At 45.0% G+C, this 21,143-nt stretch carries 23 protein-coding genes; 12 read left to right on the forward strand and 11 right to left on the reverse strand.

What is annotated here, in order from left to right; all coding sequences use genetic code 11:
• The first annotated feature begins 55 nt into the window (after positions 1-55).
• Positions 56-547, forward strand: a complete 492-nt coding sequence (locus tag AB6E30_RS01610) for a CvpA family protein (RefSeq protein ID WP_009848678.1) — start codon at positions 56-58, stop codon at positions 545-547.
• A gap of 34 nt (positions 548-581) precedes the next feature.
• Complete coding sequence (gene purF, locus AB6E30_RS01615) at positions 582-2,096, forward strand: amidophosphoribosyltransferase (RefSeq protein WP_017062345.1); 1,515 nt, start codon at positions 582-584, stop codon at positions 2,094-2,096.
• Between the two features lie 100 nt (positions 2,097-2,196).
• Here purF and AB6E30_RS01620 read toward each other — a convergent pair whose 3' ends face one another.
• Positions 2,197-3,072, reverse strand: a complete 876-nt coding sequence (locus AB6E30_RS01620; protein WP_017067604.1) for a LysR family transcriptional regulator — start codon at positions 3,070-3,072, stop codon at positions 2,197-2,199.
• A 228-nt stretch (positions 3,073-3,300) separates the two neighbouring features.
• Between AB6E30_RS01620 and AB6E30_RS01625 the strand changes: the two genes are divergently transcribed.
• The 7 genes from AB6E30_RS01625 (at position 3,301) to recR (ending at position 9,238) form a co-directional block, all read left to right on the forward strand.
• The gene (locus AB6E30_RS01625) at positions 3,301-4,404 is read left to right on the forward strand and encodes a response regulator (protein ID WP_102320049.1); all 1,104 of its coding nucleotides are present in this window, start codon (positions 3,301-3,303) and stop codon (positions 4,402-4,404) included.
• Positions 4,405-4,552: 148 nt separating this feature from the next.
• Positions 4,553-4,690, forward strand: coding sequence for a hypothetical protein (locus tag AB6E30_RS01630; RefSeq protein ID WP_017067606.1), 138 nt, complete (start codon positions 4,553-4,555; stop codon positions 4,688-4,690).
• A gap of 74 nt (positions 4,691-4,764) precedes the next feature.
• Complete coding sequence (locus AB6E30_RS01635; protein ID WP_029225617.1) at positions 4,765-5,136, forward strand: YbaN family protein; 372 nt, start codon at positions 4,765-4,767, stop codon at positions 5,134-5,136.
• A gap of 161 nt (positions 5,137-5,297) precedes the next feature.
• Entirely contained in the window at positions 5,298-5,843 is a 546-nt protein-coding gene (gene apt / locus AB6E30_RS01640; RefSeq protein WP_017062340.1) for an adenine phosphoribosyltransferase, read from the forward strand.
• 18 nt (positions 5,844-5,861) lie between these two features.
• On the forward strand, positions 5,862-8,078 hold the full coding sequence (gene dnaX / locus AB6E30_RS01645) for a DNA polymerase III subunit gamma/tau (RefSeq protein ID WP_372102460.1): 2,217 nt from the start codon (positions 5,862-5,864) through the stop codon (positions 8,076-8,078).
• 152 nt (positions 8,079-8,230) lie between these two features.
• On the forward strand, positions 8,231-8,560 hold the full coding sequence (locus tag AB6E30_RS01650; RefSeq protein ID WP_017062338.1) for a YbaB/EbfC family nucleoid-associated protein: 330 nt from the start codon (positions 8,231-8,233) through the stop codon (positions 8,558-8,560).
• Between the two features lie 78 nt (positions 8,561-8,638).
• Entirely contained in the window at positions 8,639-9,238 is a 600-nt protein-coding gene (gene recR, locus AB6E30_RS01655; RefSeq protein ID WP_019823189.1) for a recombination mediator RecR, read from the forward strand.
• Between the two features lie 66 nt (positions 9,239-9,304).
• Here the strand turns inward: recR and aqpZ are convergent, their stop codons facing one another.
• Positions 9,305-9,994 (reverse strand): aquaporin Z, encoded by a 690-nt coding sequence (gene aqpZ / locus AB6E30_RS01660; RefSeq protein ID WP_017070744.1) that lies wholly within the window; start codon positions 9,992-9,994, stop codon positions 9,305-9,307.
• A gap of 100 nt (positions 9,995-10,094) precedes the next feature.
• Complete coding sequence (locus tag AB6E30_RS01665; RefSeq protein WP_017059389.1) at positions 10,095-10,343, reverse strand: YkgJ family cysteine cluster protein; 249 nt, start codon at positions 10,341-10,343, stop codon at positions 10,095-10,097.
• Positions 10,344-10,502: 159 nt separating this feature from the next.
• Between AB6E30_RS01665 and AB6E30_RS01670 the strand changes: the two genes are divergently transcribed.
• Positions 10,503-10,940, forward strand: a complete 438-nt coding sequence (locus AB6E30_RS01670) for a YcgN family cysteine cluster protein (protein WP_229647121.1) — start codon at positions 10,503-10,505, stop codon at positions 10,938-10,940.
• A 105-nt stretch (positions 10,941-11,045) separates the two neighbouring features.
• On the opposite strand, the gene AB6E30_RS01675 is transcribed toward AB6E30_RS01670, so the two are convergent.
• The 6 genes from AB6E30_RS01675 to gap all read right to left on the reverse strand — a co-directional run bounded on the left by AB6E30_RS01675 (position 11,046) and on the right by gap (position 17,763).
• A complete protein-coding gene (locus AB6E30_RS01675; protein ID WP_372102462.1) occupies positions 11,046-12,932 on the reverse strand; it encodes a BCCT family transporter in 1,887 nt (628 codons plus the stop codon).
• A 122-nt stretch (positions 12,933-13,054) separates the two neighbouring features.
• Complete coding sequence (locus AB6E30_RS01680; RefSeq protein ID WP_017059386.1) at positions 13,055-13,408, reverse strand: hypothetical protein; 354 nt, start codon at positions 13,406-13,408, stop codon at positions 13,055-13,057.
• Between the two features lie 276 nt (positions 13,409-13,684).
• Entirely contained in the window at positions 13,685-14,638 is a 954-nt protein-coding gene (locus AB6E30_RS01685) for a ChaN family lipoprotein (protein WP_372102464.1), read from the reverse strand.
• A 75-nt stretch (positions 14,639-14,713) separates the two neighbouring features.
• The gene (gene rlmA, locus AB6E30_RS01690) at positions 14,714-15,529 is read right to left on the reverse strand and encodes a 23S rRNA (guanine(745)-N(1))-methyltransferase (protein WP_017059384.1); all 816 of its coding nucleotides are present in this window, start codon (positions 15,527-15,529) and stop codon (positions 14,714-14,716) included.
• Positions 15,530-15,640: 111 nt separating this feature from the next.
• A complete protein-coding gene (locus AB6E30_RS01695) occupies positions 15,641-16,525 on the reverse strand; it encodes a D-hexose-6-phosphate mutarotase (protein ID WP_017059383.1) in 885 nt (294 codons plus the stop codon).
• Between the two features lie 242 nt (positions 16,526-16,767).
• The gene (gene gap / locus AB6E30_RS01700) at positions 16,768-17,763 is read right to left on the reverse strand and encodes a type I glyceraldehyde-3-phosphate dehydrogenase (protein WP_017059382.1); all 996 of its coding nucleotides are present in this window, start codon (positions 17,761-17,763) and stop codon (positions 16,768-16,770) included.
• Positions 17,764-18,082: 319 nt separating this feature from the next.
• Between gap and msrB the strand changes: the two genes are divergently transcribed.
• The gene (msrB, locus tag AB6E30_RS01705) at positions 18,083-18,520 is read left to right on the forward strand and encodes a peptide-methionine (R)-S-oxide reductase MsrB (RefSeq protein ID WP_080582205.1); all 438 of its coding nucleotides are present in this window, start codon (positions 18,083-18,085) and stop codon (positions 18,518-18,520) included.
• A 175-nt stretch (positions 18,521-18,695) separates the two neighbouring features.
• Here the strand turns inward: msrB and AB6E30_RS01710 are convergent, their stop codons facing one another.
• Positions 18,696-19,502 (reverse strand): DUF2989 domain-containing protein, encoded by an 807-nt coding sequence (locus tag AB6E30_RS01710; protein ID WP_017059380.1) that lies wholly within the window; start codon positions 19,500-19,502, stop codon positions 18,696-18,698.
• 113 nt (positions 19,503-19,615) lie between these two features.
• Between AB6E30_RS01710 and AB6E30_RS01715 the strand changes: the two genes are divergently transcribed.
• Positions 19,616-19,897, forward strand: a complete 282-nt coding sequence (locus tag AB6E30_RS01715; protein WP_010437067.1) for a YeaC family protein — start codon at positions 19,616-19,618, stop codon at positions 19,895-19,897.
• A 143-nt stretch (positions 19,898-20,040) separates the two neighbouring features.
• Here the strand turns inward: AB6E30_RS01715 and ansA are convergent, their stop codons facing one another.
• Entirely contained in the window at positions 20,041-21,057 is a 1,017-nt protein-coding gene (ansA, locus tag AB6E30_RS01720; protein ID WP_017059379.1) for an asparaginase, read from the reverse strand.
• Positions 21,058-21,143: the final 86 nt, after the last annotated feature.

Consider the following 21,143-nt stretch of genomic DNA (forward strand, 5'->3'; position numbering starts at 1 on the left):
GTTTGCGTCAGCATTTTTTCTGTTAAAATGCGCGCCAACTTAAGATGAAGAATTCATGAATTGGTTAGATTTTGTCATTTTAGGCGTGATCGGCTTCTCTGCCGTGATCAGTTTAGTTCGTGGTTTCGCTAAAGAAGCCTTGTCACTCGTTATTTGGTTTGGAGCATTTTTTATTGCTAGCCAGTACTACGCTAAATTAGCGATGTACTTCACCAATATCGAAGATGAGATGTTTCGAAACGGAACTGCGATAGCAGCATTGTTTGTTGCAACGTTAGTTGTGGGTGCCTTAGTTAACTATGTCATCGGTCAACTAGTTCAGAAAACAGGCCTGTCAGGTACAGACAGAATCCTCGGTGTCGTCTTTGGTGGCTTACGTGGTGTTTTGATTGTTTCTGCAGTGTTGTTTTTCATGGATGCGTTTACTGCATTCCCAAGTTCTGAGTGGTGGAAGAATTCGCAATTGGTTCCAGAATTTAGTCGAATCATTGCGCCGTTCTTCGAGCATTTACAAGCAACATCTAGTTTCTTATCTGGCGCGCTCTAGCGCCAGTTAATGTCGAAAAATCGAGGATTAGGACATGTGTGGTATTGTTGGAATCGTGGGTTCAACACCTGTAAACCAGTCTATTTATGACGCTTTAACGGTATTGCAGCATCGTGGCCAAGATGCCGCTGGTATTTGTACCATAGAAAGCAATCGTTTCCGTCTGCGTAAGGCGAACGGTTTAGTAAAAGATGTTTTTGAAGCAAAACACATGCAGCGCCTACAAGGTGAAGTTGGTATTGGCCATGTTCGTTATCCTACTGCGGGTAGTTCAAGTGCGTCTGAAGCTCAGCCTTTCTACGTAAACTCTCCTTTTGGCATTACGTTGGCGCACAACGGTAACCTGACGAACGCAAACGAAGTTCGTGAGAAGTTGTTCGAAAAAGACCGTCGTCATGTAAACACAACCTCTGACTCTGAAGTTCTACTGAACGTATTAGCTCATGAGATCGATACTGTTAAAGGTAACGTAACTTCAGATGACGTTTTCCGCGCTGTGGCAAATGTGCATCGTACAATTCGTGGTGCTTACGCCGTAACGGCGATGATCATCGGCCACGGTATGATCGCATTCCGTGACCCACATGGTATTCGTCCATTGTGTCTTGGTAAGCGTGAAGTTCAAGGTAAAACAGAGTACATGGTTGCGTCTGAATCGGTAGCACTCGATGCTGTTGGTTTCGACTTCATGCGCGACGTAGCACCAGGTGAAGCTATCTACGCAACGTTTGACGGTGAGCTTTTCACTAAGCAATGTGCAGACAACCCACAACTAAACCCATGTATCTTTGAGTTTGTATACTTTGCACGCCCAGATTCATTCATCGACAAAATCTCGGTTTACAGCGCACGCGTTGAGATGGGTGAGATGCTTGGTATGCGTATTAAAGAAGAGTACGCAGACTTAGACATTGATGTAGTTATTCCAATCCCTGAAACATCAAACGATATTGCGCTACGAATCGCTCAAGCGATCAATAAGCCATACCGTCAAGGTTTCGTGAAAAACCGCTATGTTGGCCGCACATTCATCATGCCAGGTCAGCAACAACGTAAGAAGTCGGTTCGCCGTAAGCTCAACGCAATCCGTTCTGAGTTTAAAGGTAAGAACGTTCTTCTGGTTGACGATTCTATCGTTCGCGGCACAACATCAGAGCAGATCATTGAGATGGCTCGTGATTCCGGCGCAAATAAGGTCTTCATGGTTTCAGCTGCTCCAGAGGTTCGCTTCCCTAACGTTTACGGCATTGATATGCCGAGCGCGACAGAGTTGATTGCTCATGGTCGTGATAACGAAACGATTTGTAAGCAGATTGGCGCAGACGCCTTGATTTTCCAAACGCTACCAGATCTGATTTCTGCAGTGGGCATGGGCAATCAAGACATCTCTCGTTTTGATACTTCTGTATTTAACGGCGAGTATGTAACGGGCGATATCGACCAAGTGTACCTAGATTTCCTAGACTCTTTGCGTAATGACGACTCAAAGGTTCAGCGTGAGATTCAACAAGATCTTGCTAACTTAGAGTTACACAACGAAGGCGCTTAACTAGCGTTTCGTTAGTCATACAGAGTTTCGCTAGCGATACAGAAAATAAAAAACCAGAGCATTGGCTCTGGTTTTTTGTTTATAGAGAAGGGGATTGACCTTAATGAATGTGGTATGCGATCACAAAATCAATAAACAACCTCACTTTCTCTGGTAGATGGTCTTTGTGGTTATAAAGCATGTAAATATCACGAGGGTTAGCGCTCCAGTCTTCTAAGACTTGCACTAAGCTGCCATCTTCAATGTATTCACGAATCATCACGTCAGGCATCAGGGTGATACCTAGGCCTTCTGAGCACGCTTGTCTTACGACATTAAGCGCATTGGCGTTGAAACGGCCTTTCTCGCTATTCACCACCGTCTCTTCATTCGAATTACTCAGCTGCCACTTAATCAGCGGGTAGCCTTTGAGTAGCGAATGGTTCGCTAGCTCTTCAGCATGGCTTGGAGCTGGGTTCTTCGCTAAGTACTCAGGGCTCGCTATAAGAATATCTTTGACTTCACTGATTTTTCGAGCGATTAGGCTTGAATCACGCTGAGGGCCGACTCGGAAAATTACGTCCCACTCCGTTGGATCCAGCTGATCCGCTTGGTTGTTCATCATCAGCTCAATATTGATATCAGGGTATTGAGTCATGAATTCACTGAACATTGGCATCATCATGCGCTTGGTCAGGTTTGAGGGTGCCGTAATACGAATCTTACCGGAAGCGCCTTTGCACACGTCAGTTAACTCTTCTGCAGTAGAAGAGAGACGTTGCAATAGCGGAGAGCATTCATTGAAGAAACGTTCGCCTGCCTCTGTTAAAGAAAGTTTACGCGCGTGTCTATTGAGAAGCCTAAGGTTCAAAGAATCTTCTAAGGCTTGGATGCGTCGTGTGATGGTCGCAACCGGAATCATAGTCTTGCGCGATGTTGCGGTGTAGCTCCCATTTTCAACGACGAGTCGAAAGAGGTTTAAATCATCTAATTTCATAAATCCAGACACATTTGTTTACAATCTCATCTAATTTATACGTAACAGTGAGATCAATGTTTGCGTTACGTCAACTCGTTGCACTATTTACAAGTATTCCAACCCTCGTCACGAATTACCAGCAAAGAGTGCAAATTTGTGTATTTAGCATTTTATTACTAAGTTTTATATTAGTTCTTAGAACAGATAACAATAATAATTCGACTTAGTTTTGTGAGGTTATAGATTATGTACAAAACTCACAGTCAGCCAGTAATGACCTCGGCTCAGGAAGTAATTAACCAAAAATGCGTGATGTTGGTTGATGATGATCCTATTTTTCGCCGTATAACCAGCGCGTACCTAGACAAGGTCGGTTATAAAGTGGTTGAGGCTGAAAATGGACTGGACGCTTTGCAGAAACTTAGAGACTCAGCGCCAGATTTAATTGTGTGTGACTTATCAATGCCAATACTTGATGGCATAGAGCTTGTGGAAGAGATCAGTTTAGAGTACCCGTCACTGCCTATGATCGTTGTGTCTGGCACTGATGATATGTCTGACGTGGCGAAAGCCTTGCGATTTGGTATTAAAGACTTCTTGGCGAAGCCGTTAGAGGATCACCGTCACCTAGGAAGTGCGATTGCGAATACATTGACAGATTCGTTCGATAACATTTCAGACCAACGAGATTTTTCGAGCCAATGGTTCTGTGTGGATGATGGGGGAGAGATCCCTGAAGACCAAGAACTGCATTGGCACCTGAATTACCTTCAAGATAACCCAAGCGCAGCAAAAGACTTACTGCATGCGCTGCTTCCAGAGAAAGATACGCGACAAGGCTCATGGCGTTGCAGTTACCGGTTACTGCAATCAACAGAGATGATGCCACTTGTGTTTGACTATGCGTGGATGATGAACGGGCAGTTTGCTTTTTACCTCGTCGATTCATCGTCGTCTGATAATGGCGGCTCCGCGACAACATTGTTAGTGAGAGCGCTGTTCCACGATTACATAAGAAACAGAAAAGATTTTAATGTTGATCTCAAAGATATTGCTGAAATCTTAGAGAAGGGGATTCGTTGCTCTAAATGCTCCACCCCAGTGAATGCCTTGTTTGGTGTTGCTGACCTTGCCGAGGGAACCATCTCCATTTTGCCTGCGGGTCTAGACGGGCAATGGTCGAATGGTGAATTGAATCAATATATTGCAGCAGGTGAGCGCTTGGGTGAGAACTGCAAGAAGAACTTTATTACGCGGGACCTTCCGATCGAACAGGGCTGCCAACTGTCGTTGAGCCTACTTGGAGCGGCAAGTTTTAGTTTAGACATACACCAAGGGTCTACTGATTAACCCTATATTTCCTCGGTTTTTGTGAATAATTGATTAAGGTATAGTTGCGCAAATGGTGTGGCTATGCCTTTTTTGTTAAATGTCGATTTAGCAAAGCGGGTTTGGTTCGCCGGATACTTACCTTCACTAACAAAAACAAGAAGCAATCATGGCAGATAACAAAGACTTTCAAGACCCGTTTAATGTATTCTACTTTTTAGGATTTTTAGCCGCATTTTTAATGATTCCATTGCTACCAGCAACACTTACGTTGATCCGTGTATTCAATGGTTACGCAACATTCTAGTTAAGCTGTCGTCGCCGATTGGTGATAGCTAACTCAAGGAGGCCACAATTAGCGTTCGAGTTTTAAGCCTCAATATTGCTGGTGGCCTTTGTATATTTCTCGCAGTTCTAGGGATAGTTTTGCCCGTTCTGCCAACCACTCCTTTTCTCCTTCTTGCCAGCGCATGCTTCATGCGAAGCAATCCGAAAGTTCATAAATGGATGCATGAGCACAAAACGCTGGGTCCTTTGCTGAACAATTGGTATCAACACGGTGCCGTCACCAAACAAGTTAAAACGCGTGGCGTATTCTTTATCTTGTTGAGTTTTGCGTTATCCATCTACTTTGCCCCTATCATTTGGGTCAAGGCTTTCCTAATTTGTGTACTTGTTATTCTTCTCACATGGTTTATGCGACTTCCAACCCATGAGTTGGTTGCTGACAGCAAAGAAAATCACTACCATTAAGCCAGTGTGCCTGCTTGTATAGCGGGCGTTTATTATTTCAGCAATCAGAGTTATGACTCTCGTTGCAATGAATACCAATCGTACCTTTCCTTAATTCCGAGCGTTGATGTTTGATTCGTTAACGAGAGTTTGGAAAGCGGCCTAATGAAGTGCATAAGATTATGAACACAGAAAAAATCTCTCTGATCAAAGCAAGCATCAAAAGCATTCCTGATTACCCTAAAGCGGGTATTTTGTTCCGTGACGTAACAAGCTTGATGGAAGATCCAGTAGCTTACAAAGCGACTATCGACCTGCTAGCGGAAACATACAAGGACATGGGCTTTACTAAGATCGTTGGTACTGAAGCTCGTGGTTTCCTATTTGGTGCGCCTTTGGCACTTGAGCTAGGTGTTGGCTTCATTCCTGTTCGTAAGCCGGGCAAGCTGCCTCGTCAAACTGTGGCACAATCTTATGAGCTTGAGTACGGCACCGACACTCTAGAAATCCATACTGATGCTATCGTTGAAGGCGATAAAGTGTTGATGGTTGATGATTTGCTAGCAACGGGCGGTACGATTGAAGCAACAACAAAGTTGATTCGTCAGCTTGGTGGTGTGGTAGAACACGCTGCATTTGTTATTAACCTTCCAGAAATCGGTGGTGACAAGCGCTTACAAGGCTTAGGTCTAGAAGTGTTTAGCATCTGCGAATTCGACGGTCACTAATCCTTTTCGGAATTATTCATGAGCTATCTTGCGTTAGCGCGAAAATGGCGACCAACCAAATTCAAAGAAGTGGTTGGTCAAGCCCATGTTTTAACAGCATTAGAGAATGCCCTTAGCCAGAACAGGTTGCACCATGCATACCTGTTCAGCGGTACACGAGGTGTTGGTAAAACAACCATCGGTCGTTTGTTTGCTAAGGGACTCAACTGTGAAACAGGCATTACCTCAACACCTTGTGGTGAATGTGCAACCTGTAAAGAAATCGATGAAGGTCGCTTTGTTGACCTGCTCGAGATCGATGCGGCATCACGAACTAAGGTAGAAGATACCCGCGAGCTTCTGGACAATGTTCAGTACAAGCCTGCACGTGGTCGCTTCAAGGTTTACCTAATCGATGAAGTCCACATGCTTTCCAGGCACAGCTTTAACGCGCTTCTAAAGACCTTAGAAGAGCCGCCTGAGTATGTGAAATTCTTGCTCGCAACAACGGATCCACAGAAGCTTCCAGTGACTATCTTGTCGCGTTGTTTGCAGTTCCATCTTAAGCCGATCAGCGTTGATAATATTCACGAGCAGCTCGATCATATTCTTGAACAAGAAGATGTGACGTCTGAATCTCGTGCGCTTGGAATGATTGCTCATGCTGCTGATGGCAGTATGCGTGATGCGCTAAGCCTTACAGACCAAGCTATCGCATTGGGTAATGGCAATGTCGTAACAGATACTGTTGCTCACATGCTCGGAACACTGGATACCGACCAAGCTATCCACTTGCTTGAAGCGATTAGCAGTAAGCAGCCACAGCAAGCGATGGCGTGTATCCAAAGCCTTGCTGAGAACGGTGTTGAGTGGGATGGTTTGCTGAATCAGCTTGCGGCCCAACTGCATCGTCTTGCGATGTTCCAAGCTTTGCCATCTACATTAGATAAGGCACAGCCTGACGCTGAGAAGCTTGAACTACTGAGCAAAGCGCTTAGCCCACAAGACATTCAACTCTACTACCAGATCGTGTTGAAAGGTCGTGAAGACTTACCGTTATCGCCAACTGCTCGTGTTGGTATTGAGATGGTAGTTTTACGCATGTTGGCCTTTAGACCTGCTGAACAAGCGGTTGCTACTGCAATCTCGACTCAGTCGGCAAGCCCAGCGCCAGTTCCAGCAGCTCAAGCTCAGAACGTTGCTCAGTCAGTGAGTCAACCTGCGCCAATGGCAGCTCCGAGACAGCCTCAGATGCAACAACAGGCGCCTCAACAGCAAGCTATGCAGCAGCAACCGGTGCAACAGGCTCCAGCACAGTATTCAGATTCGCAAGGTTACGCTGAACATTCAGGCAACCAAGGTTATCCTGAGCAGGATTACCCGCATAGCCAGTATGACGCGCCTCCTGCTTATGATGAGCGTCCAAGCTACGGTGCAGAGCAGCCTCAGCAGCAACAAACGAATTATCAAAACCAGAGTCCGGTTCAACAGCCAAGCGCTGCACCTTCTGCTCCGCAAGAGCAGCCAGCGCGTGCAACTTCGCCTATGAGTGGTTTACGCCACCAATTACGTTCTCAACGTAGAGGCAGTTCGGCAACAGAAAACAAAGGCTCGGCGCCAAAAAAGGCTAAAGCGACACCAGCTAAAACTTCAGTTCTTGATCGAGTTGCTCAGCAACACGGTGGTTCTGAGCGGGTGTCGCCAGCTTCTTTATCAGCCTCTTCGACAGAAAATGTGACCAACGATAATGAACCTTATCGCTGGAAACCGTCTAAACCTGTAGTGAAAGAGGTGAGCAAAGAGCTTACACCTACTCAGATCAAACGTGCGTTGGAGCATATTAAGACACCAGAAATGGTCGATAAATTGCTTCAAGAGTCGATTGCTCAAGATGAATGGTCAGCCACGATTCAAAAGCTAGACACAGCCAAGCTTGTTGAACAGTTAGCATTGAACTCAGTGTTTGCTAAAAACGACACATCAATCACTTTAACGTTAAGAGCGAGCCAAGCTCACTTGAATACCGACCGCGCGCAGAGTGAGTTATTGCAGTCTCTCAATACTGTGCTTGGAGAAGAGTGTCATTTGAGTGTTGAAATCGGTGATGGTGGAGAAACGCCGCTAGAATTACGAGAACGATTGTATCAAGGTAAGTTGAAAGACGCGTTTACCGCTTTAGAAAACGATGCCAACGTACAGTTCATTGAAAGACGTTTTGCCGCTGAACTCGACAGAGACAGCGTTCGTCCTATCTAGAACGTTTTCTTGTTTAGTGACCGGCATATCATCCCAGATAAGCAAATCTGAGAACTGAACATCGAGGGGTTGAATCACACTGTTTTAACCCCCATTTAAGCTCGTATAGCTTAATTAATTTTAATAAACCAATTAGACCAGAGAGTATTAACATGTTTGGTAAAGGCGGTATGGGCAACATGATGAAGCAAGCCCAGCAAATGCAAGAGCGCATGCAAAAGCTTCAAGAAGAAATCGCAAATATGGAAGTTACAGGTGAGTCAGGTGCTGGCCTTGTAAAAGTAACGATCACTGGTAGCCACAGCGTTCGCCGTGTTGATATCGATGAAAGCCTAATGGAAGACGATAAAGAGATGCTTGAAGATCTTATCGCTGCTGCTTTCAACGATGCGGCTCGTCGCGTTGAAGAAACTCAAAAAGAGAAAATGGCTAGCGTAACTGGCGGAATGCAACTTCCACCAGGTATGAAGATGCCTTTCTAAGTAACTTATTCTTAAAGGTTAATTCAGGTGGTGGTTTGTGTTGAACAGGCTATTACTTGAACATTAGAACGGTTAAATATGCGTACCAGTCATATGCTGGAGCATTTGATGGAGGCCTTACGTTGTCTACCTGGGGTTGGCCCCAAGTCGGCGCAGCGTATGGCCTTTCATTTGTTACAGCGCGATAGAAAAGGCGGCCTACAATTGGCTGAAGCTCTTAGCCAAGCAATGACCGAAATTGGTCACTGTAATGAGTGCCGTACTTTTACTGAAGAAGATACTTGCCACATTTGTACCAATCCTAAACGTCAGGAAAATGGTCAAATCTGTGTAGTAGAAAGCCCTGCAGACATTGCAGCAATAGAAGCGACTGGCCAATATTCAGGCCGTTACTTTGTATTGATGGGCCACCTTTCACCACTTGATGGTATTGGTCCAAGTGACATCGGTCTCGATGTTTTGGACTACCGCCTGCGTCGTGGTGATATCTCTGAAGTAATCCTAGCGACTAACCCAACAGTTGAAGGGGAAGCGACAGCGCACTACATTGCTGAGCTATGTAATGCCCATGAAGTGAACGCTAGCCGTATCGCTCATGGTGTTCCCGTTGGTGGTGAGCTAGAGCTGGTGGATGGCACCACGCTTTCGCACTCCTTACTCGGTCGTCATAAGATCTAAAAAAGCCGCTTGGTGAAGCATCACTAAGCGGCTTTTTCTTTTATTGCTTTAGACGTTTTTCAGCGCTTAATCTGAACCTCTTACCGCTTTGTATATCATCGCGCCAATTACAGCACCAATAATCGGTGCAACCCAGAATAGCCACAATTGCGAAACGGCCCAATCACCGACAAATACAGCCACGCCGGTACTTCGAGCAGGGTTCACAGAGGTGTTGGTTACAGGAATACTGATAAGGTGAATCAAGGTCAAACAGAGACCAATCGCAATGGGTGCAAACCCAGCAGGCGCTTTTGAATCAGTTGCGCCCATGATCACGAATAGGAACACCATGGTCATGACCACTTCACAAACGAGAGCTGCTGTGAGCGAGTAGCCGCCCGGTGAGTGTTCACCATAACCATTTGAAGCAAAGCCAGATGCTGCAGCGTCAAAACCAGCTTGGCCTGAAGCAATCACGAATAACACACCACCCGCGATAATACCGCCAATGACCTGGGCAATAATGTAAGGTGCGACGTCTTTGGCATCAAAGCGGCCACCGCTCCAAAGACCTATTGTAACAGCAGGGTTGAGATGACAGCCGGATATATGGCCAATAGCAAAAGCCATGGTGAGTACGGTTAAACCAAACGCGAGGGAAACCCCGAGTAAGCCGATACCTACATCGGGAAAAGCAGCGGCTAAGACGGCACTACCACAACCACCTAACACCAACCAAAATGTACCGAATATTTCTGCGATATACCTATTCATAACGATCCTTATTAATCTGTACCAGTATCAACAAGATAGTTTAGATTTCGAAGAATTGTGAAATCTTAGATATATAGGAGGAAGAAAAGGTCAGATAATCTTAGGTAATGGCTTCTAACTCGATCAGGTTATCAAGGGCTTCTTGGTCGGTTTTACCACAAATGACAGGGCAAGCTTTGAATTGGTGACATACCTTCGGGCGTGAAGGTTGACCAAATAATTTGCAGAGATCTTGCTCATTTAATTGGATGCAGCGTACCCCAGCAGGCTTACCATTAGGCATTCCAGGAATAGCAGATGTAATACTTGGAGCGATACAGCATGCTCCACAACCTAGGCGACATTCCATCAAATTAAACTCACTAAATAACAGGGTGCGCGATAGTAGCAAAAAATGATGAGAGTGACAGCTGTTGATTGAATCAAAGAATGAACAATTATTATCCTTGAACTTTTTATGGGCTAGCGGTATAACACGCACCCCAGTAAAAGAGTAAGAAGTAATCCTATGACGAATCCATTTTGGCAAGAAAAGACACTAGAACAGATGACCGAGAATGAGTGGGAATCACTTTGCGACGGTTGTGGTAAGTGCTGCCTACATAAACTAATGGATGAAGATAGCGATGAAGTTTACTACACCAATGTGGCGTGTAGCTGGTTAAACGACAAAACATGTTCGTGTAAAGATTACCCGAACCGCTTCACTTCAGGTGAAGAGTGTTTGAAGCTGACTCGTGACAAGATCGATGAGTTTCACTGGCTACCAGACACTTGTGCTTACCGCCTTTTATCAGAATCTAAGCCGATTCCTGAATGGCACCCGTTGATCACCGGATCAAAAACAGAGATGCATGCAGCAGGTGAAAGCGTTCGTAACAAAGTGGTATACGAAATCGATGTTGTCGATTGGGAAGAACACATCTTGAACCACCCGAACCGCTAGTTAACGAAGACTAGTCAATCACCCGAATAAAAAAAGGCTCACATTTCTGTGAGCCTTTGTCGTATTTAGGAGGGTCCAAATCAATGGACTGTGTCATGGCTAATGTCAAGCAAGCGGTAAGTCTGCAACCACCTGGTTGAACGTGATACGAGCATTCTGAGCTTGCTCAGATAACTCGATCTTTTTCGCTTGTGCGGCACTAAGATTACTCTCGGCCTGCTCAAGTGCTTGTTGTAGGTTCTCTGGTAACTCGTGAGTTTCCATTTGTGAACCTTGTTCTAACACATAAGCGCGAATTTCTTTCTTCACTGCGGCAAGTTCTGTGTAAGCAACACGCTCAAGTTCTGCGGCTTCTTGTGCTGCATCTCTTTCTTTCTCAAACTGAGCCAACGCCATACCTTCAGCAGACCAAGGGTCCATGTCTGGCAGTTCTTCGATGTTGATCGTTGGCTCGATATACGCATCTTGATGGCGTAGGTCGAGGTTAGTCGCACGAACCGCTGAAATCATCAGCATCACAGAGATAGCAAGCAGTGGTAAGCCACCAACAATCGCCGCCGTTTGTAGCGTACTTAGACCGCCTAAGAACATTAGAATCGTTGGTAAGAACGACAGAGTAAATGCCCAGAACATACGGTTCCAGCGCATTGGCTCTTCGGTCACGTTGTTCTGAACCACAGAAGCCAGAATGTAAGATATAGAGTCAAAGGTTGTCGCAGTAAAAATAATACACAACAGTGTAAATACGGCGATCACTAACGTGCTCATTGGCAATTGTGCAAGCATCGAGAAGATAGCTTTGGTTGCGCCTTCCGCATTCAAAATGGCAACGACATCTAGCTCACCAGAAAGCTGCAGTGATAGGCCGTAGTTACCTAAGATCATGAAGAACAGGAAACAACCTAGAGAACCAAAGAAGATCGACCCTGACACCATTTGTTTGATGGTTCTGCCGCGAGATATACGCGCAACAAACAGACCCATACTCGGTGCAAATACTAGCCACCATGCCCAGTAGAAAATCGTCCAGTCTTGTGGGAAGTGAGTGTTTTCGAATGTACCGTAACCACCAAATGGTTCAGCCCACGTTGCCATCACGAAGAAGTTAGACAGTAGACGACCAATTGAGTCTAAGCCTGTTTCTAACATGAAGATTGTTGGACCCGCGATCAGAACGAAAGCCAGTAGACCCATCGCACCCCAGAAGTTGATGTTACTTAGGATCTTGATGCCTTTTTCCAATCCAGCATAAGATGAGTAAGCAAAAATCGCAGTACACACTAAAAGCACCATCACTTGCGTTAGGTTATTTTTAGGTAGACTAAATAGGTGATTTAGACCTTCAGTGATCAGAGGAGCGGCTAAACCTAATGTTGTTGCAGCGCCGCCTAATAGACCGAAAATGAATAGGATATCAACGATCTTTCCTGGTACGCCTTTACTACGGTGTTCACCAAGAACAGGCATTAATGCGCTTGAAATCTTTAGAACAGGTTGTTTACGTACGTAGAAGAAGTAAGCGATAGGAATTGCCGGGATTAGGTAGATAGACCATGCGATTGGTCCCCAGTGGAATAGGCCGTAGGTCGCAGCCCAGCGTACTGCTTCTTCACTGCCAGGTTCTAGTTGGAAAGGCGGTGATTGGTAGTAGTAAGCCCACTCAATACAGCCCCAATACAAGATACTTGCACCGATACCGCCACAAAATAGCATGGCAGCCCATGATGCAGTTTTAAACTCAGGCTCTTCATCAGCTTCGCCCAGTTTAATTTGTCCCATATCACTGAATACTACGTACACCATAAATGCACAGGCTGCGAGACCTAGAGCAAGATACAGGAATCCGAGTTGATCAGTCATGAATGTTTTCGCAACCGCAATCCAGTCTGCGCCCTGTGCAGGGAACAAAATGAGCGGGAAAACTATCGTGAGTAGGAGTGCTATAGCACCAAAAAAGGTTGGCTTATCGATAAGCTCAAAAGTGTTTTTCACGAGTATTATTCCATTAAAATGAGAGCGGAATTATGGAATGAACTCGTTTTTTAGACCTAATCGGGTCTATTGTCGTAACGATAAATCGCTTTTATTCTAGAGAATGCGATAGGTTGGCAAGGCTAAATGAGTGCGAGAAGAATACCGCCTACGGTTGCCGCTGCGGACAGGTATTGCCCCGCTGAATAAGAACCATCATCTTCTTCTTCAATCTTATCTGGGTGATCCATACCCAAGGCACCATGAGCGAATGACTCAACTTTATCGGTAACTGTCGCGTTTTCTGCTTCGACTTTCTTCGCTTCTTTATCAATTTCTTTTAGGGCAGATAAGAGTGCTTTGCCTTCATCAGAAAGCCTAACCGTATTTTGCTCAACCTTAAGCGGTGTAGGCTTTTCAGCTTCGTTAGCTGAACTCTTAGCGTTCATCTGCGAAGGCGAATACAGCTGAGTATTACTCGTTCCTACTGGCGTCATATAGCTCTCCTTACCTATCCTTAAATATAGTATCGGCAGAGGTGTGAAAAACTTGTGCAATTAATCATCGATAGTGATGTTTTTTTATTCGCACATTACATTTTCGTCTGCTTGGTTAAATCGTCTATTTACTAAGCAAGTCTTGTGCCGATAAGAATGTTTGATTTTAGATAGAGTTAGGATGAATGACGGGAACGTGATCAAGTTGTGACGATGGGCTAATTATCTAGGATTAGCCCATCGACTCTTTAGCTTAGAAGAGTGGATCAACAGATCCTACTCACACTCTAGGCTAGCGCTACGTTTTGACAGATGCTTGTATGCCTTCATTCGGTTCTGTTTCTTTACAAAGCGAGCCGGCGGCGAAAGCACTTCAAGCTGATAATCACCGCTATCCGATGAGATCGCTTCAACCGGGCTGATGATGGCGATTTTTAAATCAGGGTTACGACGTAGAATTGATGCCGCCGTCCCTAAACCACCCTCGGTGTGGAACTTGCCAGCCACGTGAATCACTTGTTTATCAGGGTTTGATGCTAGGTAATCCACAATCGACTCAGCCATGGTTTCGTCCCAGGTAACCTGAGCGGCAAACTGCTTTTCTGTTTGCTCTGGCGTACCGTGATGCATAGAAGCCATGAACTTTTCTTTGTAAGGGCTATCGCCAGTATCCACTTCGGCAGCAATCCATTGGCGTTGCTCGGTCGATAATTGGTCTAGGTAAGGCAATCCTTTACGGCCAATACACTGCACGAATGGCTTTGGTGCATTTGCCGCAATAACATCGACGTCGTTGGCTTTTGCGAACTCAACTAACGCGCGGTAATCACTTTCGTAATTTGGCCAAGCTGCCGCTTGAGACATGAGAATTTGTTCGCCAATTTCGCCGTTTAAGTATTGGTCAAGTGTGGCTTGGTGCTCTCGAGTGAACTGTTCCATTGAAAGCGCAATGTTTGATGTTGCGTTGCGGCGCGCTTTTAAGAAGTCGGTTTGGAAGCGGTGAATGGCAGAATGCGTGTGCCATTCGCCAATTAGAACCACATCAGCGTCAATCAGCTGCTCGGGTAATGCATCGAGAGAAAGTGTTTCGCCTTGTGGAGAAGCGAACTGGTAGTCATAGAATGTGGAAACGGATTCCGTTTGAGCCACTTTTTGAGAAGTGTCTTTTGCAGGTTGACTAGCACAAGCCGTGAGAAGAGTAGCTAATCCGATAAGAATAATACGTTGCATGAAATGCCTCCTTGAAGAACACGCATACTAAAGGAGGCAAGATAAGATTTCAATGCAAACGATAATCAATATCAATTAAATTTGTTTGCGGTACACTCGCAGCATAAAGTCAGCTTCACAGTTGAATTGCTCTGCCTCGGTGAGTTGTAGTTTAAACTCTTCACTCGCCTTCCAAGCAAACGGCGTCATCTGTAGCAGGTCGAATGCATCTGACCCCGATAGTTCCATCATATAGTTTAGTTGCTCTTGATGCTCAAGCGTAAAACCTTCGATCACTTCTGGATCTTCGTCGTGCAAGCGAACGCCATCATAAATTGCATCACGCAGTTGATACAGGTGTCGGCTAGCTGGTGTCACGGTGATCACCACACCATTATCTTTGATGGTGCGTTGTAACTCTTCAGCCTTGCAAGGCGCGTAAATGCGTAGAATTCCGTCTAAGCTGTTTTCAGCAAAGGGTAGGCGATGGCTTGATGCAACTGAGAAGTCGACAGCAGGGTAGCGTTTAGCGGCGTATTTGATAGCAATCTTAGAAATGTCTAGGCCAAAAGTAGCCCCTTTCTTTTCTTGAAGATTCACAGCAATTTCGTTGGTGTAATAACCTTCGCCACAACCAATATCCAATAGGCTAGGCGTCTCTTCTGGTAGATAGCGAGAACACAACGTCACCACCGCTTGGCGCATTGGGTCATAGTGGTTACCTTCAAGGAAGCGACGACGTGCCTGCATCATCTCTTTGTTGTCACCTGGATCTTTTGAGCGTTTGTGGTGCGCAGGCATCAAATTGACGTAGCCTTCTTTCGCTAGGTCGAACTGATGGTTCTTTTCACACTTAAACGTACGATCGTTTTGAGATAAAGGTTGGTGACACAAAGGGCATTGGTAAGTCATGGAGACCTCTAAAGGAGAATAGACAGCGCAAGTGTAACGAGCTAAAACCAAAAAGTAAAAGAGCGACATAAAGCCGCTCAAAAATCGTTTTTTATAACTGTATTTATACGGTTATTGGGCACTAATCACAGTGATCAGTTGGTGGTTTTCACCCGGCCGGAGTGTTTTACCGGCTTCTAGGCTTGGCGCGTGCAGTGTTGATTCTACGCACATCATAGTTAGGTAACCATCGTCTTGCATGTCGCCCATACTTGCAGCGCCTTCTGCCCACGGGTTCCACAGTACTGCAGAGTTATGACCGTGGTTTTCAACTGTTAGCGTGCGATCCAGCTTCTTGTCAGCAACAAAGATTTGCGCTTCTGGTTGCGTGTAAACGCGGTCAATCGTGTCGGTCAGTACCAGTTCAGATCCACCTTGGCAGTTCTTGCCACCTTGCAGGCTATCAATGTACTCAGCACCCATACCAGTGGTGGTTGTGTTGTGGATATCGCCAACGTTTAGGTAAGTGTGTAGTGCACCAGAGAAAGTCCATGGCTGAGAATCAGTGTTCTTCACGTCCAGCGTTACTTTTAGTTGTTCGCCGATCTCAACATTCAAGCGAGCATCAAACTGATGAGGCCATACTGCTAGCGTCTCTTCGCTTGGCTTCAGACCTAAGCTAACAATCACGCCAGCTTCGCTTTCACGGTGTTCAACCAATTGCCATTCACTTGAACGGGCAAAACCATGTGCTGGTGCTGCAATGCGACCAAACCAAGGCCAACATACTGGAATACCACCACGCAGAGCCGTTTTACCATCGAACTTAGCTTGTTGGCTCATCCAAATTAGGTCTTCTTGACCTTGCGGTTGGAATGACACCACATGGCCGCCAAACAGTGAAATCGCTGCGTTTGCTTTATCGTGGATAACGCGAACCAGTTTTACACCTTCGTGTTCAACGATAGTGACGTTGTCAGAAAGTACCGCCAGTGCAGGTAGAGTAGATAAATCCATTACATGATCCTTCTAAGGAAATTGAATTCAAATGCTGACTAGAGTGATGCTTGTGTTTTCATGAGTAACAAGCAGAGTCAGTATTAGAATTGAATTTTGCGTTTGGGCTATCTTGATGAGCTTAGACAGACGCGGTTTAAAAGATAGCAGGCATTAAAAAGGCGACACTAAGGTCGCCTTTTTCAAAGTCTGCTCAAAACAGTCTTCGCTAATGCTTATCTAAAGCGATTTCTAAAAAGAAATTACTTAGAGATGTGAGCGATTAGGTCTAGAACTTTGTTTGAGTAACCGATTTCGTTGTCGTACCAAGATACAACTTTAACGAATTTGTCAGTTAGAGCAACACCAGCTTTAGCATCGAATACTGAAGTTTGAACTTCACCGATGAAATCTTGTGATACTACTTGGTCTTCAGTGTAACCAAGAACGCCAGCCATTTCGCCTTCAGAAGCTTCTTTCATTGCAGCACAAATTTCTTCGTAAGATGCAGCTTCTTTTAGGTTAACTGTTAGGTCAACTACAGATACGTTAGCAGTTGGTACACGGAAAGCCATACCAGTTAGAAGGCCGTTTAGTTCTGGAAGAACAACGCCTACAGCTTTAGCAGCACCAGTTGAAGATGGGATGATGTTTTGAGAAGCACCACGGCCACCGCGCCAGTCTTTAGCAGAAGGGCCATCTACAGTTTTTTGAGTTGCTGTAGTAGCGTGAACTGTAGTCATAAGACCAGACTCAATGCCCCACTTATCGTTAAGTACTTTAGCGATAGGTGCAAGACAGTTAGTAGTACAAGAAGCGTTAGAAACGATGTCTTGACCAGCGTAAGATGCTTGGTTAACGCCCATTACGAACATTGGAGTTGCATCTTTAGAAGGACCAGTAAGAACTACTTTCTTAGCGCCAGCAGTGATGTGCTTACGTGCAGTCTCGTCAGTTAGGAAAAGACCAGTTGCTTCAGCAACTACGTCTACGTCGATAGCATCCCACTTAAGGTCTTCTGGGTTACGCTCAGCTGTAACACGTACAGTTTTACCGTTAACGATTAGGTTACCGCCTTCAACTTCAACAGTACCGTTGAAACGGCCGTGAGTTGAGTCGTACTTAAGCATGTATGCCATGTACTCTACGTCGATTAGATCGTTAATACCTACTACTTCGATGTCTGCACGCTCTTGAGCTGCGCGGAATACGAAACGGCCGATACGGCCAAAACCGTTAATACCTACTTTGATAGTCATTGTAGTTGCTCCACAACTTAATTTCTGATTAAAGATAACTGGTAGTAAAATTACAGAATCCAGTATACATCTGCAATAGATAATCCGACTTAACTTGTTTAATGTCAAAAAAAAGCGACGCTTTTCTTAACAATTGGGTGTAAGTGATTGAAAATTGACCATTGCAAGTGGCTCTGTACCCTTCCAGTTGGGTAAAATACCCCTAAATGATGATTCACTTATGAGTGTATATGTACAATGTTTCCTGGTGAGAAAGTATGTGCTACAAAACGACTCATATGCAAGCCTTTATAGAAAAAAGTAAATATAATAACTGAGAATGTGGAGAGATATTAACGTGATTCAAAAGGGAGGAAATATGATAAAGCCTGATGAATACTGGCGTGAGCGCCTAACGGACGACGAATTTTCAGTGTGTCGTGAGCGTGGTACTGAAGCCCCATATAGCGGCAAGTTACTGCACAACCATAAGACTGGCGTCTATAGCTGCACATGCTGTGAAAGCCCTTTGTTTCTGTCGGATAACAAATATGACTCTGGGTGTGGTTGGCCAAGCTTTGATGCCCCAGTGAATGATGAAGCAGTACGCTATATAGAAGATCTAAGTCACGGAATGAAGCGTGTAGAGATCCGTTGTACCGCCTGTGATAGCCATTTAGGTCACGTTTTTCCAGATGGCCCAAAGACCACAGGTGAACGGTTCTGTGTTAATTCAGTGTCGTTAATTTTCAACAAAAATGACGAAAGTACGAAATAACTTGTAACTATTGTCTAATCCTTACAGGTCGCATTTGTCGATTTAGGAATGCTGAAACGCCCAAGGTTTCAGATTTAACTCTAGTACAAATAAAAACAGCTACTAAAAAGGTAGCTGTTTTTATTTGAAAGCAGGTGAATAACAAGCTTAAGTAAGAACACTATAAATGAAGCGATCAGTAACTCGGGACGATTGAAGGGCTGTAAATTCCATCTTCAATCGCTTCGACGATGTTATCTGCGTCTTTATTTAGCTTCTTATAGGTTGCCTTGTCGAAATGGTACAACACCGTGAGCTCGGCTTCAGAAGCAATCGGCACGTCAAAGTCTTTGGCAACCATTGCCCAAACGTACGCTTTTTCCATATGTCCCAGGCTGTGGTTGATACTGGCCATCGACTTGAAGATTTCAGTGTTGGCTACCGAGCCATTAGAAAGCGTTAGCGCATTATTGAGTAGCTTAAGTGTCTTTATATGATTGCGGGTGGTATAGAAGGTTGCCAAGGCATATTGCATCTCAGCTGTGTTTAACGCTTCAGAGCCTTCTAGTTGTAGGAAACTGCGTCTGGCATTGGTGTCCCCAGTTTGCGACCACAAGAAGTAAAGCGTTTCCGGTGTATCAGATTTCGATAGCTCATCAACAATGCGCTCAGACTCTTCGATACTGTGCATTAAAGAGGTAAAGCGACGCTCTTGCAGCTTAGATTGATCGATCGTTTCGATCTGTGCCGCGAGCTCTAGGCACTTTTTGTAGGCAGTGACTAATTCGAATTCTTTAATTTTGTTGATTTCGGTGGGTTGCTTCTGAACTTCAAATCGATGCCAGATGAGGTCGGTACGTGCGACACGACATTGCCCATCGTTCATGTTCAATTGTTCACACTGAAGACCCGGATTGCTTTGGCACAGTTGATCGGTATTTTTGTTCCCTTCAAGACACCCAACCAGAGTGAAAGGCAATAGGCTAATCGCCAACCATTTCATAATTTTCATATTCCTTCACTTGTGATCAGATGCACTTATTATTGGTCAGGTTCTTGACTCAATTCTGTTACGGGTTATTTTCTGGTGAAAATTGTTAAAACTAAGGCTTTACCATGGATGCAGAACAACTTCTTAGCGCAATGACACCCGAGGTCTACGAACGTTTAACCTACGCAGTTGAAACGGGTAAATGGCCAGAAGGTACGGCGCTCTCAAAAGAACAGCGCGACTCGTGTATGCAAGCGGTTATGTTATACCAATCTAAACATAACTCTGAAGCTCAACATATGACAATTGCAGCTGGTGGTGAGATTAGCTTTAAATCTAAGTCTGAACTAAAGAAACAGTTTAAGTCAGATCAAGAAGACATTGTTAGGGTTAACCCGAATCATTAAGCTTAAATTACAACAAAGGGGTGGCAATGTGCCACCCCTTTTAGTTTAACTCGTTTATTTATAAGCAATAAAACGATTTAGTTCACGTTAAGCCGCCGTTACTTTCATAGAATAACTGGCTTTAACGTGAATCCTTGAACAGGTTATAAGCTCATCTCACCGCGCAATACTTGTTGCATCTGAGCCTTCACTTCTTCGTAGCCTAGGTTTTGGCTTAATAGATAATGCAACTTCGCCAGTGCCGCTTCTGGTGTCATATCGTAACCACTCACCACGCCCGCTTCTGCTAGTGCACAACCTGTCGCGTAACCACCCATGTTGACTTTACCAGCCAAACATTGAGTTAGGTTCACCACAATAACACCGCGCTCTGAGGCATCTTTCAGGTGCTGAAGCAGTTCTGGGTTTTGTGGTGCGTTACCCACACCGAAAGTAAGCAGAATCATCGCGTTAACAGGTTGTAATAGCGTGTTACGGATAACTTCGTGTGAGATGCCTGGGTACATTGTGATTACGCCGATAGGTTGCGGAGTAATGTTATGAACCTTGAAAGCACCTTTAGGTTGTTCGTTTACCTTTACGTTATTGCTAAGTTGGATATTGATACCCGCTTCTAGCAATGGATTCAGGTTTGGAGACGTAAACGCATTGAAGCCATCTGCGTGTGATTTTGTGCTGCGGTTACCACGCATCAACTTGTTGTTAAAGAACAGTGTCACTTCGTTGATAGGGTAGTTTGCGGCAATGTGTAGCGCATTCAGCAGGTTTGCTTGTCCGTCTGAACGAAGCTCTGCTAGTGGGATCTGAGAGCCCGTAACAATCACAGGTTTGCCGAGGTTTTCAAGCATGAAAGACAGTGCAGAGGCAGTGTAAGCCATAGTGTCTGTGCCATGCAGGATAACGAAACCATCGTACTTATCGTAGTTCGCGCGAATGTCATCAGCGATAGTCTGCCAATCAAGTGGCGTCATATCTGAAGAGTCCATTAATGGAGAGTATTCGTGAATGGTGTACTCAGGCATCTCTGGGCGATGGAATTCAGGCATGCCAGCTAGCTGCTTATCCATGAAACCTGCGACAGGAACATAGCCGTGGTCAATAGACTTCTGCATGCCAATTGTGCCGCCGGTGTACGCGATATAGATGTGTTTTCTTTCCATGGCGATTAATACTTAGTGTGATGTAGGGAACAGGGGGGGCGATTATAGCGAATTATCATGCAATAAAAAGAGGCACCTCACACAGA

Origin of the sequence: Vibrio sp. 10N.247.311.12 (assembly GCF_041467515.1) — a bacterium.
GTDB classification, from domain to species: Bacteria; Pseudomonadota; Gammaproteobacteria; order Enterobacterales; family Vibrionaceae; genus Vibrio; species Vibrio crassostreae_C.